Genomic DNA, 17,033 nt, shown 5'->3' on the forward strand with positions numbered 1-17,033 from the left:
AGTCATAGAATAACTTTAAGTAAGCGCTTCCAATAACATCAATATGAATTCACGGAGGGGTTCAGAATGCGATTTAAGAGAGCTGCCACACCGCTCGTCGCTCTGTTCATGTCGGTCACATTGTTTGCCGGATGCCAAAGTGTTCAGCCGCCATCAGTAAGTGAACCACAAGGGACGGTGGATACACCGACCACGACAACCCAGAACGAACCTGCACCTCAGACCAACAAGGAGACACCACGTAATGAGACCTTGTATATCAATGGACTGCAATGGGGGCCACCAACCAACTTCAATCTGTTGAGCGGAAATCCCGCATTTCCAGTGAATTACGGCAACTCCAGGGAACTGGTGTACGAAACCCTGTTTATGGTAAACCAGCTGGACGGTGGCCTTGAACCTCTCTTGGGCAATTCGTATGAATGGACGGATGAAACGACTCTGCGCATTGAGTTGAATGCGGATGCGAAGTGGAGCGACGGAACGGCTTTTACAGCAGATGATGTTGTATACACCTATGAACTGGGCAAAAAATACGATATCAACTGGAGCAGCTTCTGGACCTACATCAGTGAAGTGAAAGCAGATGGAGCACAGGCCGTGGAAATTAAGCTGAACCCTGATAACCCCAACAAGCTGACCGTACTGGACAGCATTGAACTGATCCCGATGCTGCCGAAGCATATCTGGGAAGAGATCGAGAAGAAGAACAATAATGATCTGACCGCGATTCGTAAAGAGGTTAATGATAATCCAGTAGGAACCGGAGCCTATAAGCTTCATTTTTACAACGACCAGAAAATTACGATTGTCCGTGACGATAACTATTGGGGGCAGAAATTGTTCGGCAAATTGCCCGCACCGAAGTACATCACTCACGTGATCTACAAGGATAATGCCGCAGGTGATCTGGCGTTCAAGAGTGGGCAAGTGGACGTCTCCCAGCAGTTTATCCCTCAAGTGTGGAAGATGTGGGAAGGCGGGGCTGCTGTCAAAACGTATCTGAAGGATGCGCCGTATTATCTGCCCGGTTCCATGCCAAGCATTTTCTTCAATCTGTCCAAAGCCGGACTCGATAATGCTGACGTTCGCCGTGCGATAGCCATGAGCATCAACTATGACAAAATCTCGGAGCTGGCCATGAGCGGATATTCCGCACCGATGCAGCCTTCCCTGACCTTGAACTCGGATGCCGAGTCCAAATATATTGACCAAGATGCCATCAAGTCGTTGCAATGGACGATGGATATTGAAGGAGCCAACGCTCTGCTCGACAAGATTGGAGCAACCAAAGGTAAAGACGGCATCCGTGTTCTTAACGGCAAACGCCTTGGACCTTTCGAGGTTGAATGTCCTTACGGCTGGTCTGACTGGAACGCTGCCTTGGAGATCGTAGCGCAGAGCGCCAAGGCCATAGGGATTGAGATTCGCACCAAATTCCCGGAATCCCCGGTATGGACCAATGATCTGCAAACCGGCAAATTCGATATTATCATGAACACGCCTGCAGGCGGGGTCAGCCCAAGCCAGCCGTGGAACCGTGCGATGACGATCATGTACTCCAAAGGGGTTGCCCCAATGGGTGAGATGGCTTTCTGGAACTGGGGACGGTACCAGAATGACCGTGCAGACGCCATTATTGAAGAGATTCCATCCGTGTCTGACGAGGCGAAGCTGAAGTCACTGTACACTGAACTGAATACCATCTGGCTGAAAGATATCCCTTCTATTCCGCTAATGTACAGACCATGGGTGTTTGACACCGTGAACGAATCGGTTTGGAAAGGTTTCCCGACAGAAGGAGATGGCACCAACATTCCGCCGCAAATCTCGATGGACGGCGCAGGTATTAAGGCATTGTATCAGATCCACAATTAAGGAACTCATATTGAATCAGGACACGATGAAGTGACACGCCACTTCAGACATAAGGCCCTTATCCGCTAAACTTGGGGGTGCTAAATCCTATGAATGCCTATTCCAGATATGTCGCCAAAAAAGTATTCTGGTACGGCCTGACCCTGGTCATTGCCATCGGACTGAATTTTATTTTGCCTAGACTGATTGAAGGTAACCCGGTGAGCATGATCGCTTCCAAAATGACGTCAGGGATGACTGACTCGGATTCCATCAAGCGGGTGTATGAGACGTTTACGGTTGAATTCGGCATTGATCAGCCACTATGGACCCAATTCGGCATCTATTTGAAAAATCTGTTCACAGGCAATCTGGGCACTTCCTTTGGACTGTATCCGAAGCCTGTGACGGACATTCTGGCCTCCGCCGTCCCTTGGACGGTGGGGCTTCAACTTCCGGCCATCCTGGTCGGCTGGATCATTGGTAATTTGCTCGGTGCGATTGCAGCGTACCGGAAAGGTGTTTTTGATAAAGTACTGTTTCCGGTAGCTTTATTTATCAATTCCATTCCTTTTTTTACTCTGGCTATTATTATGCTGTATGTCTTTGCGTTATCACTGAAATGGTTCCCTTTATCGGGCGGATATGACTTCCAGATGGTACCGCAGCTGAGCTTCGACTTTATCATGTCCGTGGTTCGCCACCATACCTTGCCGTTCCTCTCCATCGTGCTTGTGACCATTGGTGGTCAGGCCATTGGCATGCGGGAGATGTCCATCTATGAGCTCAATTCAGACTATGTGTTATACAGTAAACTGCTGGGTATTCGCGACGGCCGAATTGCGCGTTATGTGTTCCGTAACGCTATGCTGCCGCAAATTACGGGACTTGCGCTCTCCATCGGTACGATGGTCGGTGGGTCACTCATCTGTGAGATTGTCTTCAGTTATCCAGGCATCGGCACATGGTTGTTCACGGCCATAAGGCAACTGGATTACCCACTAATCTCGGGGTGTACGCTGCTGATTGCCATTGCTGTATTGCTTGCAAATTTCACTATTGATGTCATCTACGGTTTCATTGACCCGCGCATCAAGGCCGCTCAAATGGAGGAACAGTGATATGAAGCATTCGATCTCTATTTTGCTGAAGTCACCCAAATTCATGATCGGCGCGGTGACTTTTGTCGGCATGCTGCTCTTGGTTACGATCTATCCGCTCATTAATCGCAGTGATCCCCTTGAGATGATTGCGATGGCGTTCCAGCCACCTGGCGATGGCCTGCTATTAGGATCGGACAATTTTGGACGGGATATTTTCCTTGAATTGATGTATGGCATCCAGACATCCGTACGTGTGGGGCTGATTGCAGGTGTGTTTGCAACCGTTATCGGTCTGGTTATGGGCCTGGTGTCGGGATATATCGGGGGAATGCTAGATAACTTTCTGACGGCGATCACCAATATTTTCATTGTTATTCCTTCGTTCATCATCCTGATCTTGATCTCGGTCAGCATTGATTCACGCAGTTCCCTGGTGACGGCGATCATTATCGGTATAACCAGCTGGCCTTGGACGGCCCGGGCTGTGCGAGCCCAGACGACATCTCTGCGTAGCCGGGATCATGTGCATATTGCGAAAATTTCGGGACACAGTACGCCGCGTATCATTATCCATGAGATTTTGCCCTATATCGCGTCTTATGTGGTGATGGCTTTTGTGCTCCAGACGGCATCGGGCATTCTGTCCGAAGCATCCATCTCCATGCTGGGACTGGGGCCGTATAATACGATCTCGCTCGGCATTCTTATGAACTGGGCACTGGTGTTTGAAGCGCCAGTAGCAGGGGCGTGGTGGGCGTTCATTCCTGCGGCGCTGGCGATTGCCGTCATTACCTTCTCGCTTTATCTGATGAATACGGGCATGGACGAAATTTTTAATCCGAAAATAAGGAGCTAAGACCATGAACCAACCTATACTTCAGGTCAGCGGTCTGAAAACCTATTACCGTACCCGGCTCAAGGAGAATGTCTTTGCCGTCGACGGGGTGGAGTTCGGACTGAAAGAAGGGCAGACGCTGGGCATTGCAGGTGAATCGGGCTGTGGAAAATCGACGCTGGCGCTCAGCCTGATGGGCTTTTATTTCCCGCCGCTTCATTATGGCAGTGGTTCGATCCGGATTAATGGTACCGATATTATGCAGCTGAACAAAGAGCAGCTTCGTTCGCGCATTCTGGGCAAGGAAATTGCTTATATTCCGCAGGCTGCCATGAATGCACTGAACCCAACGCTGCGTATTATCAGGTTTATTGAAGATATCATGAAGGAGCATCGTCCGGAGATGAAACGGTCGGATGTGCGGAAGATGGCTACGGAGCGCTTCCAATCACTGAACTTGTCGCCGGATGTGCTGGATATGTATCCAAATGAATTATCCGGCGGCATGAAGCAGCGAACGGTTATCGCCATCTCAACAATTCTGAATCCCAACGTGCTCATTGCGGATGAACCTACTTCGGCACTGGATGTAACCTCCCAGAAGGCGGTCATTCGTCTATTGAAGGATTTGTTGAAGCGCAAAGTAATCAAATCACTGGTGTTCATCACGCATGAGCTGCCGTTACTGTACCATGTCACGGATGAAATTATGGTGATGTATGCCGGTGAGATTGTGGAACGAGGCACGGCAGAGCAGATGATTTTCAATCCGCTGCATCCGTACACTCGCAAACTGATGGGCTCCATCATTGTGCCGGAAGAGGGCATGAAGGAGCACAAACTGGCTGCCATTCCTGGTGCACCACCAAATCTGAAGAATGTGCCGGAAGGCTGCCGCTTTGCAGAGCGCTGTACACTGGTGACCGACGAGTGCCGCCAGGGCAAAATCGAGAACATTCATGTCGATGGGCGCATATATCGCTGTCTCCTGACACCAGAAATGCTGGAGCAGATCAGGGAGCAGGAGAGCATGAACGAAGAGCCCCAGGAGAGGGAAGAAAATCAGGAGGAGAATGACTCAAATAAAGAAGATGTCCGAGATGTTCAATCTGACACAGACGATATCGCAGACCAATGAAATGATTCTTTCTGGGCGTAATGGGCTCGGATCAAGGCTCCCCGAAAGGAGTGAGGTAGTATGGCGATGGGCAAGGTGCTGATCAGCGGCCGCCATCTGACCAAGGTGTACGGTACAGGCAATCGCAAAAAGGCAGCCGTGGACGATGTGGGCTTTGATTTTCATGAAGGGGAGATTATCTCCATTGTCGGAGAGAGTGGCAGTGGCAAGACGACACTCGCGAAAATGATCATGGGCTTGCTCAAGGAAACGGGTGGAGCGATTGAATACGATGGCAAGCCCAGACAAATGAAGCGGTACCGTGAGCGTAAAGCCTATTGGAAGGATATACAGGCCATTTTCCAGGACCCGTTCTCTTCGTTCAACGTATTTCACCGGGTGGAAAAGCTGCTGGTGGACTGTATCAAACTTCAGGGGCTGAAGCTGAACAAAGACGAGGAATATGCCAAAATGAAGGAAGCCTGTTCTTTCGTCAACTTGAAGTTCGAAGAGTTATACAACAAATATCCGTTTGAGCTGTCCGGTGGACAGATGCAACGGCTTATGATTGCCCGCATTTTCATGCTGCATCCTAAGGTGTTGATCGCCGATGAACCAACGTCCATGGTGGACGCATGCTCGCGTTCAACGATCCTGGATATGCTGCTCAAGCTGCGCGATGAGAACCGCATGACGATTGTGTTTATTACGCACGACGTGGGTCTGGCTTATTATGTGAGCGACACGATCTGTATTATGGAGCATGGACGAATGGTGGAGGCGGGGAGAGCGGAGGAAGTTATTCACCATGCGGAGCATCCCTATACCAAACAATTAATCAATGACGTACCCAAAATTCATTCTCCCTGGGTGCTCGATTGACACAAATCAAGCCCTGGACCGTTTTGAGCGGAACAGGGCTTCTTATTGTCCAAGATGAAAGGTTCGTTTTAGCGAGTGGGTAGTTGTGGTGTCTGTGCAGACTCTGTTGATGGGGGTGTTGAATGGGTGTGATCTTCCGCGTTATTCTGGTTTGTCTGCTTGCCCGAATAAAAGTTAATGATATCATCAACCGTAGAAAACACGACATTTACATCAAAATGTTCGTTGTGTGTTTGAATAAAAACCTCTTTTCCGATCTTGTTGTTGCTGTTTAGTTTAAAGCTTCTTTCATTGTTAATCCTGCTGTGAATACAGGAACTTTACCTGCTGGAAGTTGAATTTCCTTACCAGTTCGACGGCTTTTACCCATACGTGCTTCACGATTACGCACTTCGAATTTGCCGAATCCCACCAGTTGAACCTCTTTACCTTCTTTTAAAGCTTCCAAAATCGAATCCAGTACAACCGTTACGGCCTTTTCAGCGTTCTTTTTGGAGAATCCGCCGTTTTTGGCTACTTCTGTGATCAATTGTTCTTTATCCATTTGTCATACCTCGCTTTTCGTTTTTGGATGATAAGTTTATGAAAGTCAGCATTTTGAAAGACGCTCTTTGAATCTATGCAAAATGCTCATGTAATAAAACAAAAAGCTGCCTTGTACAAGGCAGCTTTAATATAATTAAACTTTAGTAACGTTCTCAGCCTGTGGACCACGGTTACCTTGAGTTACTTCGAATTGGACGCGTTGTCCTTCATCCAATGTTTTGAAACCGTCGCCTTGAATTGCACTGAAATGAACGAATACGTCTGTTCCTTCTTCAGTTTCGATAAAGCCAAATCCTTTGTCCGCGTTAAACCATTTCACTGTACCTGTTTGCATGTAGTTCCTCCAAAAAATAAGTTTTTAAACGACCATTTTGAAAAGGTTAATTTTAGAATCAACGCTAATCAGGTATATTCAACCCACAGACTTGATGTCCGCTAATGTATCGATTAATATGATAATACCATGTCCGCTAATATAAGTCAAGATTTGGAGGTTTTTTCTAATGGATAAGGGTTCAGGTACTTCGGTACAAGGGGAAATGGTTGTTCAGGAATTCATACATATGCTTACGAACCAGGGAGAATTGACTCCCAAAACCTTGAAGGAATATGCGAGTGATTTGAAGCATTTTACCGAATGGTATATAGGGAACGATTCTCGGAGTGAAGAGATTTCATTTCGAATCGAAGACGTGCACACATCGACTTTGGTCCGTTATCGGGAAGATTCACAAAAGGTAATGCAATTGAAGCCGTCTACCATTAATCGCAGACTGATTACATTGAAGCGTTTTTTTAAGTGGGCTTCATCGGAAGCCAGGATCAAGAGTAATCCTTCCAAACCTTTGAAATTCATTCCGGAAGACAAGGTTAGCCCCCGCCGAATGACCACCGAGGAAGAACAATCATTCATATCTGCCGTCGAAGACGGTAACTCGCTTCGGGATCAGACTATCCTTACCCTCATGTTTCATACCGGTATACGAACGATGGAGATATGCAACCTCGCTCCCGGTGATATTGAATTGGGCAAACGAAGCGGGCAACTTACCGTGCGGGCCGATAAACGAAACGGTCAACGGAAAATTCCGCTGAACATGACATGTATTGCTTTATTGAAGATGTACATGGTTGGCCTCGCACCGGATAGTCCTTACCTGTTTCCTTCCGAGAAAACCAGTGATCGCTTAACGGAGAGGGCGCTGCGCCATTTGATCAAAAAGGTGATGACTACAGCCGGTCTGGAAGGGCTAAGTTCCCATGATCTGCGTCATCGGTTCGGATACGCTATGGCCGAGCATACACCACTGCATCGCTTGGCAGAAATGATGGGGCATATCAATCCGGATACCACGATGATTTATGTGAAGGGGTTAAATGCCAATTTATCTTTGTCAGCAGAAGAGGATGGAGAAACGGAACCGCATTAAAGTACATGCAGCACTCTTTATGAGGCATTACGAATGGATATAGGATCAATGATGCCCTGACCCACTTCAAGTGGATGAGGGTTGTTTGGTTATCCAAGAATGACTTACATCCCATTCAGGCTTGTTGTTTGCATTAATTTGCGATTCTAATGTAATCATGGCATAGGTTCCATCAAGCTTTTCCCAACAAAGTATCGCCTTTGTATGATCGGGATGTAAAAGCAAGGCAGACATGACATCTCCGTTTTCCAGCATGGTTCTTCGTTCGTTACTATAATAGGCAGCGATGAAGGAAGAGTGATCTTTATGGGAAAGGGTGTTTAATGAATCCTCCAAGCTGTAAAACAGTTTCCATTCAGTTATATTCTCCTTCTCACTATTCTCATTCAGCGTGGTACGTATCGCCTTTATTCCTCCCCTCCATGATTTTGTTAATTTCTCTTGAAGTTCTTGAGGTTGGTTCTCCCAGAGTGAAGACTCGGTGGATGCTTCAAATCGATCGGTTCGAATTGTCTCCGTGATTGCACCGCTGCAAATTAATATTGCGGCAATACCGGTCGTTATCATTCCGGATTTCAAGTAATTCATCAGTTAATGGATTCCTTTCCTATTTCTCAATTTACTCCTTTCAATAATTTACCATATATTTCGTTTGTGAGCGCTCATTATATCAATCTTATCATCTCAAAAGTAAGCGATTACATAATTAAATTTATATTGTATATTATGATGGCAACCTTGGATCGTATCAACATATACATTATTGCTTGGGCTTAATGGCCCGTTAAATAAAGGAGGAATCTGACGTGTACCGGGTATTGCTGGTGGATGATGAAGAGGATGTACGCGAAGGGTTGGTTGTAGAGGTAGATTGGGAAGCGCTCGATCTGCGCATAGTTGGTCTGGCGGAGAATGGACGTGAAGCACTGGAGATGGCAGAACGAGTGGAGCCGGATATTGTGGTAACGGATATCAGCATGCCATTTATGGATGGACTTGAACTTGCTCGAAGGTTGCGGGAGCGAAATCCGCTTGTGAAAGTGGTGATTTTGACTGGATATGATGAATTCGACTACGCCCGACAAGCGGTCTCGCTGAGTGTGGATGAATATTTACTGAAGCCATTCTCGGCGGGGCATCTGACAGAACTGCTTACAAGGTTGCGTGCGCAGATGGCGGCTGAAGTGGCCGAACGAGAGGATGTACAGCAGCTGCGCGACCATTATTATACAAGCCTGCCCCTGTTACAGGCGGACCTGATGGCCACTTTGCTGCATCGGCAAAAATCACCGGAATATATCCATGGCAAAGCAAAGCAATGCGGACTGGATCTGCACGGTGAACGCTATGGTGTATCCGTATTGACCCTGCATATGGACGGAGACCAATCTGCGGATGCGGAGTTGAAACAGTTCGCTGCGCTAAACATTGCCGCAGAGGTATGGACGGAACACGGGGCCGGACATGCTTTTATGCATCAGGAGACGATTGTGCTGCTCTATGTAGATCGGTGGGGTGGAGAAGATGGAGAGAAACGACAGCAGCAGGCGCTGGAAAATGTAATGCGCAGCATCAATCATTATTTGCGTATTCCTGCCACTGTTGGATCGGGCTCAATCGTGAACACACTGGCAGGTGTGAAGCATGCCTATGAGGATGCACTACTGGCACTGGATTATCGACTTGTACCGGGGACCGATCCCCTTATCTATATTGCAGATGTGGAGCGGCAGACGGCGGGCAAATTGCGTTTTGACGAGTTGAAGCAGCAAACGCTGACACGTTGTCTGAAAGCGGGTACGCAGGCGGAGCTGGAGGACGCGCTAGAGATCATTTTCCGGGAAATTACGGTGGAGCATGGGCGAAGTGACATTCAACTGTATCTGATTGAAGTTTTAACAAACGTTTGGAAGGCAGCTCAGGCATCGGGCGAGGCCATGGAGGACATTTTTGGGGCAGGGTTCCAGTTGTATGCCGATTTGTTCCGTTTGCCTGGGTTGTCTGAGGCACAAGGTAAGGTGCATGAGGTTTGTCTGCTCGTTCAACATCGCATTGCCAGCGGAAGGCAGCATGTATACAAGGATATTGTGGAACAGGCATTGTCGTTTACCAAAGAACACTACGCCGATCCGGATCTGTCCATTCAGAAAGTATGTGGGCATCTGCATATCAGTTCGGGTTATTTTTGTGGCATTTTCAAAAAAGAAGTACAGCTTACCTTCCTGCAATATCTGATGCAAATCCGTATGGAGGCGGCCAAGGAGTTGCTTCGATCCACGGAGATGAAGTCGTTTGAGATTGCTGGTCAGGTAGGTTTCGCGGAACCGAATTATTTCAGTTTTTGCTTCAAAAAACATATCGGCGTCTCGCCCAAAGAATATCGCAAACAGACTGCACTAACAGCTAGTGAAGGCACAAGTCGATGAGAACGTTTGCCGGATGGATAAGATCCCTTTGGCTCAAGCTTCGGTCCAGGTTGCGTTCATCCAGAGTCAGCAGTATCCGCTTTATTATTACGTGGTCCTTCTCTGTCTTCATTGTATTGGTGCTGACCATCATGGCGATGCTGCTGCATGACAAATTCACGCAGGCCGCGGAGCGAAGTGCGGAGCTGACGACGAGGCAGATCGTGGATCAGGTCAGTTACAATCTGGAGGATTATGTTCGCAGCATGTCGCATCTGTATCGAGCCATCGAAGAACATATGCTGCGGGATGGTACGTGGGAAGGGGATCAGGTAGATAAACAGCTCGACACGCTACTCAGCAGCCGCGAAGATATCATCTCCATTACTTTGTTGGATTCAACAGGGCATTTGCTCAAGAACAGACCTTCAGCTGAATTAAAACCGAGTGCGCATGTAACACAGCAAGGGTGGTTTCAATCTGCACTCCGAGTGCCGGATCACCTTAGTTTCTCACTGCCTCATATCCAGAACATGTACACAGGCCCATACAAATGGGTCGTTTCTATGAGCAAAGGCATTACTGTACGTCAAAATGGTCAGGATCGGCAGGTCATTCTGCTGGTGGATATCAACTTCAAACAAATGGACGAACTGAGCCGCCGAGTCAGTCTGGGGCAGCGGGGATACGTCTACATTATCGACGAAAGTGCAGGCAATATCGTCTACCATCCGCAGCAGCAATTGATGTACATGGGGCTCAAGAGTGAAAATATCGAACAGGCACTGGTTGCAACCGGCAGTTATGAAGATGAGGCGGATGGGCAGAAAAGGTTGAATGCGGTCAAGTCTGTCGCCAATATTGGATGGAAAATCGTAGGTGTGGCCTATCTGGATGAGATCATGACAACCCGCCAGGAGGTCAATGGATATCTGATTCGGGTACTGCTGGTTGTGCTGGTACTGGTCATCCTCGTCTCGCTGCTCCTCTCTTCCAGTCTGACACGTCCGATCCGGCGGATGGAACGAAAGATGAAGGCTGTGGAGCGAGGGGATTTTAACGTGGAGCTACCTATCGAAGGGCCGCTGGAAGTGGAACGTTTATCCCGTCGTTTTAATCTGATGGTCTATAAAATTCGGACCTTGATGAATGAAATCATTCATGAACAGGAGCAGAAGCGTCGTCTCGAACTGGAAGCTTTGCAGGCTCAGATCAATCCACATTTCCTCTACAACACGTTGAATTCGGTCGTGCGTATGGTGGGCATGAGCCGGAATGAGGAAGTCATTACGATGATCACTTCGTTATCCCGATTGTTTCGCATCAGTCTCAGTCAAGGCAAAACGATTATTACGGTCAGGGAAGAACTGGAGCACGCCCACCATTACCTGACGATTCAGCAGATGCGGTTCAAGTGCAAATTTAATTTTAGCATGACGGCGCATGAGGATACGTTGGACTGTCTGACACTTAAGCTGGTGCTTCAGCCACTCATTGAAAATGCGATCGTGCATGGCATTGAATATCATATGGACGAGGGATGTATTGAGATTCGTGTATACCGGGAGGACGACAAGCTGGTATTTCGTGTTACGGATAATGGGGTCGGCATGACAGAAGATCAGATGTCGAAACTTTTGATGGGCAGTCCTATCGTGAAAAGTGGTGCAGGATCAGGTGTAGCTGTACGCAATGTGCATGATCGGATTCAGCTCTATTATGGCGAAGCTTACGGTCTTGAATTCGAGAGTGAGCTGGAGGAAGGAACGACCGTCTGGATTCGGATTCCGATCCAATCGGAACGAGAGGAGGACGATGCTCATGAAAGCGAATAAGATCAATAGAACGGACTGGATGGGGCATCTAGTTATGAAAATAAACATCTGCCCTCGCGTGGAAGTCATACGGATGAGAGTTCTTCTCCTTCGTTATATGGCCATGACAGTAGCAATTTGTTGCCTGCTGTTATGTGTAGCGTGCGGTATGTCCAATGCTGATCCGGCGGGATCACAGCCGCGTATTGCACTGATTACGCCAGCGGGAACCGGAGAACTTGCAGAAGCGATACGTCTTGGGGCCGAAGCGGCTGCCAAAGAAGCGGGAGCGGAGCTCATTACGGTGGAGGCTTTTCCCTCAGAGGGGTTAACTTACGCGCCATCTAACCCCGACTTCACAGCAGGACAGGGAAAGGTCAAGCAAGAGCACTTGCAAAATGGGACTTATCCACTGAGCGAGCGTGAACAAGCTCAGGTGGATGCAGTATCACTGGCACTGGAACAGGGAGCATCGGCCCTGTTGATCGATCCCTTGAGTGAGAAGACACTCAGCGACATCATCCAGAAGGTACAGACTAAGGATGACAACGGAGTGATTATCCCCGTCATTTTGTTGAATGACGAGTTTCCTGTAAAAGGGATAACAAGTGTTATCTCGATAGATAACGTTGAGGCTGGACGGCAGGCGGGTCAGGCCATGGCTGTGCTTCTGGGTGGACGAGGACGTATAGCCTTGCTTGGTCCTGATCCTGTAAATCCTGTTCTGATTAACCGGGAGCTAGGGGTAGAGGAATCACTGGCTCAATATCCGGACATTCATGTGGAGACTCAATCCGTATGCAGCACGCGTGATAGTTGCTGGCAGGCGGCGAAGCAACTGCTTGACCAGCAGCAGGTGGATGGATTGATTGCACTTCAGGAACCTGCTTCTCTGGGGGCAGCGGATGAATTGAATCGACGTACGTCCGAGAACAATGGGAACATGGTGAAGATTGTGGGATTTGGCAGTGAACAGCAGCAGTTAGAGCAGTTACAGGAAGGCAGAATTCAACACTTGATCGTGCAAAATGGATTCAGTGCAGGTTATCTTGGTGTGAATCAGGCTGTTGCACGGTTGAACAATCAACAGGTGCAAGCCAGGGTAACGCTAGAAACGAAGCTTGTCAGTACGGACAATATGTTCTGGATGGATAATCAGAAGTTGTTGTTTCCTTTTGTACAGTAAAGGCTCAATTGAGGAAGATTTCGATAAAACAGAGGAAGATATTGTATTCGAATTTATTGTAAACCCTTTCATAATAAAGACATCGGTAAAGCCGAATGAACTTGGGGGAGGTCATTAGGATATGAAGAAAACGTGGATGACATTGTTGCTTACAGCGTGTATGGTTGCGGCGGCGGGGTGCAGCAGTGGCGGAGACAGCGCAGGCGGAAGTACAGGAACAGATACAGGAGGCAAGACGGCGGCAGGGACGGAAACGCCGAAGATTGGCGTGGCGATCTATAAGTTCGATGACACGTTCATGACGGGTGTGCGGAATGCAATGACCGCAGCAGCGGAAGGCAAAGCCACACTCGATATCGTGGATAGCCAGAACGCACAGCCGACCCAGAATGAGAAAGTCGATCTGTTTGTATCCAAGAAATACAACGCAATGGCTGTGAATCCGGTTGACCGGACCGCAGCAGGTGTCATTATTGATAAAGCCAAAGCGGCCAGCATTCCAGTTGTCTTTCTGAACCGTGAGCCGGTTGCTGAAGACATGAACAAGTGGGATAAAGTGTATTACGTTGGAGCCAAGGCGGAAGAGTCCGGCACGATCTCCGGTCAGCTCATTGTGGACTACTGGAAGGCCCACCCGGAAGCAGATAAAAACGGTGATGGCAAACTGCAATACGTCATGCTGAAAGGCGAGCCCGGCCATCAGGATGCTGAGCTACGGACCAAATATTCCGTTCAGGCAATCCAGGATGCCGGAATTGAAGTGGAAGCATTGGCGGAAGACACCGCGATGTGGGATCGGGTCAAAGGACAGGAGAAAATGCAGGCGTTCCTTGCCTCCCACGGAGACAAGATTGAGGCGGTATTGGCTAACAATGATGACATGGCACTTGGAGCCATTGAAGCGTTGAAAGCAGCGGGATACTTCAAAGACGGCAAAACGATGCCGGTTGTCGGCGTCGATGCAACGGCTCCGGCCATTCAGGCCCTTCAGGACGGAACGATGCTGGGCACGGTGTTGAATGATGCCAAGAACCAGGGCGCAGCAACGGTTGCACTGGCTTCCGTACTTGCGAAGGGAGAGACGCCAACGAAGGAAAACACGGGTTATGACATTACGGATGGCAAATACGTCTGGATTGCCTACAAAAAAATTACGAAAGACAACATTGCCGACGCCCAATAACAGCAGCAAACAGGGACGTCCGTCATGAGATGGCGTCCTTTTTTTGCCGGGTTTACGGAAGGGGAGGATGAAAGATGGAATCACCTTACCTGCTTGAGATGGACGGAATATCCAAAGCATTTCCGGGTGTGCAGGCACTAAGCCAGGTCACATTGAAGGTAAAGCCGGGTACGGTTCATGCGCTGATGGGAGAGAATGGTGCGGGCAAATCCACGCTGATGAAATGTCTATTCGGTATGTATCGCCCGGATGAAGGAACGATTCGGATGGACGGCAATCAGGTGGAAATTCCGAGTTCGAAAGCGGCGCTTCAACATGGCATATCGATGATTCATCAGGAACTGAACCCGGTGCCATACCGTCCGGTGATGGAGAACATCTGGCTGGGGCGGTTTCCGATGAGGGGGTTGTTGGTGGATGAGAAACGAATGTACGCTGATACACTAGCCTTGTTCAAGGACCTGAATCTGGACATTGATCCCAAGGCTCAGGCGGGAACTTTATCCGTTTCCAAAATACAGTCGATGGAAATTGCCAAAGCGGTCTCTTTCCAATCTAAAGTTATCGTGATGGATGAGCCAACTTCCTCGCTCACGGGCAAGGAAGTAGACCAGCTCTTCGCCATTATTAATCAGCTGCGCAGTCGCGGGGTGTCTATTATCTACATTTCGCACAAGATGGAGGAAATTCTGACGATCTCGGATGAGGTCACGATTATGCGGGATGGTTTTGTGGTCGGTACCTGGGATGCTGCTGATTTAACGACCGACCTGATCATTACCCGCATGGTTGGACGTGATCTGGATGAACGGTTCCCGGAAAGGACGAACGTACCTGGAGAAGTGATTTTGAAGGCAGAAGGCTTAACCTCCAGCCAGCCGAATTCGTTCCGTGATGTGACGTTTGAATTGAGGAAAGGCGAAGTGCTTGGAATCGGCGGCCTTGTTGGGGCACAGCGGACGGAATTGATTGAGTCATTGTTTGGCTTACGCGGACTTGCTTCAGGGACGATCTCGATTCATGGGCGCAAGGTGAAGATCAAGTCACCTGCCGCAGCAAAGCGTCATAACATTGCCCTGCTGACCGAGGAGCGAAGAGTCACAGGAATTTTTCCAGTGTTGTCTGTGTATGAAAATACGATTATCGCGAGTCTCGGACGTTACCGGAATCGGATTGGTCTGCTGGATGAGAAGAAAGGCCGAGATGAGGCACGTGAGCAGACTCTGAAGTTTAGAACTAAAACCCCTTCAGTTAACACGCTAATTCGCAACCTGTCTGGTGGTAATCAACAGAAGGTACTTCTGGCTAGATGGCTGTTGACTGACCCTGAAATTCTACTGCTCGATGAACCGACACGTGGGATTGATGTGGGCGCGAAATTTGAAATCTACACCATTATTACGGAACTGGCCCGCCAGGGCAAAAGCATTATTATGATCAGCTCGGAGATGCCCGAACTGCTGGGCATGTCGGATCGAATCATGGTCATGAGCGAAGGGCGGCTTACCGGAATCGTCGACGGTGCTGAGGCAACAGAGCAGGATATCATGAGGCTGGCCGCACAGCAGCGGATGGCTTAGTCAGGAGGGAAATACATGAATACACAAGTTATCAATCAGGTGAAGCAGTATGTGGCGCAGCGCGCGATCTTTATTGTGCTGATCCTACTCGTCATTGGCATTGCCATTGCCGATCCGCACTTTCTTGCTTTCTCTACACTGCGGGATATATTACAACAGTCCTCCACACGGGCCATCATTGCGCTGGGGGCGGCGTTTATCCTGGTAACGGGCGGGGTCGATTTGTCGGCAGGACGGGTTGTTGGTCTAACGGCTGTTGTCTCCGCATCGATGCTGCAAATCGACGAATATGCCAATCGGTTCTTTCCCGATCTGCCACATCTATGGGTGGGATTGCCGATCGTCATCGGGATCCTCGCAGGCCTGGCAGTGGGTCTCGTCAACGGCATCATTGTAGCCAAATTGCATGTTCCACCCTTTATCGCCACACTGGGCACAATGGTTGCGGTATATGGTCTGAACTCGATTTACTTTGATACAGAGCCCAATCAGTCACAACCGATTGGTGGATTGAGATCGGATTTTACCGTTATTGGATCTGGTTACATTGATCTTGGCGGTGGTTATTCCATTCCGTATATTGTATTGATTGCTATAGGGGTGGCATTGATCTGCTGGGTCGTCTTCAACAAGACCCGCCTTGGGAAGAATATGTATGCCATCGGTGGCAATATTCAGGCTGCGCATGTGTCCGGCATTCATGTGGCACGCAATCTGATTGCGTTGTATGCCATTGCAGGTGCACTGTATGGACTGGGCGGTGTACTGGAAGCCGCACGTACGGGCGGGGCAACGAACAATTACGGCAATATGTATGAGTTGGATGCTATTGCGGCCTGTGTCGTGGGGGGCGTCTCCACAGCGGGTGGTATTGGTACGGTGCCCGGTGTAATGGCAGGGGTGCTGATTTTTGGAGTCATCAACTATGGTCTGACCTTTATCGGTGTAAGTCCTTACTGGCAGCTGATTATTAAAGGGTTGATTATTGTGGCTGCTGTGGCATTTGATATCCGCAAGTATATGGCGAAAAAATAGAAGTGTAGTATTGAATCAAAGAAGCCAGCACTCTTGTCATTCAAGAGTGCTGGCTTCTTT

At 48.7% G+C, this 17,033-nt stretch carries 15 protein-coding genes; 12 read left to right on the top strand and 3 right to left on the bottom strand.

Going from position 1 to position 17,033, the window contains the following annotated elements:
* The first annotated feature begins 66 nt into the window (after positions 1–66).
* The 5 genes from PTQ21_RS10495 to PTQ21_RS10515 all read left to right on the top strand — a co-directional run bounded on the left by PTQ21_RS10495 (position 67) and on the right by PTQ21_RS10515 (position 5,794).
* Positions 67–1,878 (top strand): ABC transporter substrate-binding protein, encoded by a 1,812-nt coding sequence (locus tag PTQ21_RS10495; RefSeq protein WP_274569780.1) that lies wholly within the window; start codon positions 67–69, stop codon positions 1,876–1,878.
* Positions 1,879–1,967: 89 nt separating this feature from the next.
* Positions 1,968–2,978, top strand: coding sequence for an ABC transporter permease (locus PTQ21_RS10500; RefSeq protein ID WP_063567843.1), 1,011 nt, complete (start codon positions 1,968–1,970; stop codon positions 2,976–2,978).
* A gap of 1 nt (position 2,979) precedes the next feature.
* Positions 2,980–3,816: an ABC transporter permease gene (locus PTQ21_RS10505; RefSeq protein WP_063567844.1), complete on the top strand. Its 837-nt coding sequence runs from the start codon at positions 2,980–2,982 to the stop codon at positions 3,814–3,816.
* Between the two features lie 4 nt (positions 3,817–3,820).
* Complete coding sequence (locus PTQ21_RS10510) at positions 3,821–4,933, top strand: ABC transporter ATP-binding protein (protein WP_274569782.1); 1,113 nt, start codon at positions 3,821–3,823, stop codon at positions 4,931–4,933.
* 60 nt (positions 4,934–4,993) lie between these two features.
* The gene (locus PTQ21_RS10515) at positions 4,994–5,794 is read left to right on the top strand and encodes an ABC transporter ATP-binding protein (RefSeq protein ID WP_274569783.1); all 801 of its coding nucleotides are present in this window, start codon (positions 4,994–4,996) and stop codon (positions 5,792–5,794) included.
* A 271-nt stretch (positions 5,795–6,065) separates the two neighbouring features.
* On the opposite strand, the gene PTQ21_RS10520 is transcribed toward PTQ21_RS10515, so the two are convergent.
* Together PTQ21_RS10520 and PTQ21_RS10525 are read right to left on the bottom strand one after the other, a co-directional pair.
* A complete protein-coding gene (locus tag PTQ21_RS10520) occupies positions 6,066–6,338 on the bottom strand; it encodes an HU family DNA-binding protein (protein ID WP_053783990.1) in 273 nt (90 codons plus the stop codon).
* Positions 6,339–6,473: 135 nt separating this feature from the next.
* The gene (locus tag PTQ21_RS10525; RefSeq protein WP_062320808.1) at positions 6,474–6,674 is read right to left on the bottom strand and encodes a cold-shock protein; all 201 of its coding nucleotides are present in this window, start codon (positions 6,672–6,674) and stop codon (positions 6,474–6,476) included.
* A gap of 169 nt (positions 6,675–6,843) precedes the next feature.
* Here PTQ21_RS10525 and PTQ21_RS10530 point away from each other — a divergent pair, with 169 nt between their 5' ends.
* Positions 6,844–7,770: a tyrosine-type recombinase/integrase gene (locus PTQ21_RS10530; RefSeq protein WP_274569786.1), complete on the top strand. Its 927-nt coding sequence runs from the start codon at positions 6,844–6,846 to the stop codon at positions 7,768–7,770.
* A gap of 66 nt (positions 7,771–7,836) precedes the next feature.
* Here the strand turns inward: PTQ21_RS10530 and PTQ21_RS10535 are convergent, their stop codons facing one another.
* Entirely contained in the window at positions 7,837–8,358 is a 522-nt protein-coding gene (locus tag PTQ21_RS10535; protein WP_274569787.1) for a hypothetical protein, read from the bottom strand.
* A 218-nt stretch (positions 8,359–8,576) separates the two neighbouring features.
* Between PTQ21_RS10535 and PTQ21_RS10540 the strand changes: the two genes are divergently transcribed.
* The 6 genes from PTQ21_RS10540 (at position 8,577) to mglC (ending at position 16,973) form a co-directional block, all read left to right on the top strand.
* Complete coding sequence (locus PTQ21_RS10540; RefSeq protein WP_274569788.1) at positions 8,577–10,196, top strand: response regulator; 1,620 nt, start codon at positions 8,577–8,579, stop codon at positions 10,194–10,196.
* Positions 10,193–12,010: a cache domain-containing sensor histidine kinase gene (locus PTQ21_RS10545; RefSeq protein ID WP_274569789.1), complete on the top strand. Its 1,818-nt coding sequence runs from the start codon at positions 10,193–10,195 to the stop codon at positions 12,008–12,010. The genes PTQ21_RS10540 and PTQ21_RS10545 overlap by 4 nt, the downstream gene beginning before the upstream one ends.
* 103 nt (positions 12,011–12,113) lie before the next feature.
* Positions 12,114–13,175, top strand: a complete 1,062-nt coding sequence (locus PTQ21_RS10550; RefSeq protein WP_274569791.1) for a substrate-binding domain-containing protein — start codon at positions 12,114–12,116, stop codon at positions 13,173–13,175.
* 121 nt (positions 13,176–13,296) lie between these two features.
* Complete coding sequence (locus PTQ21_RS10555; protein WP_063567849.1) at positions 13,297–14,358, top strand: galactose ABC transporter substrate-binding protein; 1,062 nt, start codon at positions 13,297–13,299, stop codon at positions 14,356–14,358.
* Between the two features lie 74 nt (positions 14,359–14,432).
* Positions 14,433–15,938, top strand: a complete 1,506-nt coding sequence (locus PTQ21_RS10560; protein ID WP_090807858.1) for a sugar ABC transporter ATP-binding protein — start codon at positions 14,433–14,435, stop codon at positions 15,936–15,938.
* Between the two features lie 15 nt (positions 15,939–15,953).
* A complete protein-coding gene (mglC, locus tag PTQ21_RS10565) occupies positions 15,954–16,973 on the top strand; it encodes a galactose/methyl galactoside ABC transporter permease MglC (RefSeq protein ID WP_274569797.1) in 1,020 nt (339 codons plus the stop codon).
* Positions 16,974–17,033: the final 60 nt, after the last annotated feature.

Source organism: Paenibacillus marchantiae (assembly GCF_028771845.1).
Classification (GTDB): domain Bacteria; phylum Bacillota; class Bacilli; order Paenibacillales; family Paenibacillaceae; genus Paenibacillus; species Paenibacillus marchantiae.

Excerpts from the sequence above, each read along its gene's own strand:
- PTQ21_RS10495 (WP_274569780.1), top strand. The coding sequence starts at position 67 with ATGCGATTTAAGAGAGCTGCCACACCGCTCGTCGCTCTGTTCATGTCG.
- PTQ21_RS10500 (WP_063567843.1), top strand. The coding sequence starts at position 1,968 with ATGAATGCCTATTCCAGATATGTCGCCAAAAAAGTATTCTGGTACGGC.
- PTQ21_RS10505 (WP_063567844.1), top strand. The coding sequence starts at position 2,980 with ATGAAGCATTCGATCTCTATTTTGCTGAAGTCACCCAAATTCATGATC.
- PTQ21_RS10510 (WP_274569782.1), top strand. The coding sequence starts at position 3,821 with ATGAACCAACCTATACTTCAGGTCAGCGGTCTGAAAACCTATTACCGT.
- PTQ21_RS10515 (WP_274569783.1), top strand. The coding sequence starts at position 4,994 with ATGGCGATGGGCAAGGTGCTGATCAGCGGCCGCCATCTGACCAAGGTG.
- PTQ21_RS10520 (WP_053783990.1), bottom strand. The coding sequence starts at position 6,338 with ATGGATAAAGAACAATTGATCACAGAAGTAGCCAAAAACGGCGGATTC.
- PTQ21_RS10525 (WP_062320808.1), bottom strand. The coding sequence starts at position 6,674 with ATGCAAACAGGTACAGTGAAATGGTTTAACGCGGACAAAGGATTTGGC.
- PTQ21_RS10530 (WP_274569786.1), top strand. The coding sequence starts at position 6,844 with ATGGATAAGGGTTCAGGTACTTCGGTACAAGGGGAAATGGTTGTTCAG.
- PTQ21_RS10535 (WP_274569787.1), bottom strand. The coding sequence starts at position 8,358 with ATGAATTACTTGAAATCCGGAATGATAACGACCGGTATTGCCGCAATA.
- PTQ21_RS10545 (WP_274569789.1), top strand. The coding sequence starts at position 10,193 with ATGAGAACGTTTGCCGGATGGATAAGATCCCTTTGGCTCAAGCTTCGG.
- PTQ21_RS10550 (WP_274569791.1), top strand. The coding sequence starts at position 12,114 with ATGACAGTAGCAATTTGTTGCCTGCTGTTATGTGTAGCGTGCGGTATG.
- PTQ21_RS10555 (WP_063567849.1), top strand. The coding sequence starts at position 13,297 with ATGAAGAAAACGTGGATGACATTGTTGCTTACAGCGTGTATGGTTGCG.
- PTQ21_RS10560 (WP_090807858.1), top strand. The coding sequence starts at position 14,433 with ATGGAATCACCTTACCTGCTTGAGATGGACGGAATATCCAAAGCATTT.
- mglC (WP_274569797.1), top strand. The coding sequence starts at position 15,954 with ATGAATACACAAGTTATCAATCAGGTGAAGCAGTATGTGGCGCAGCGC.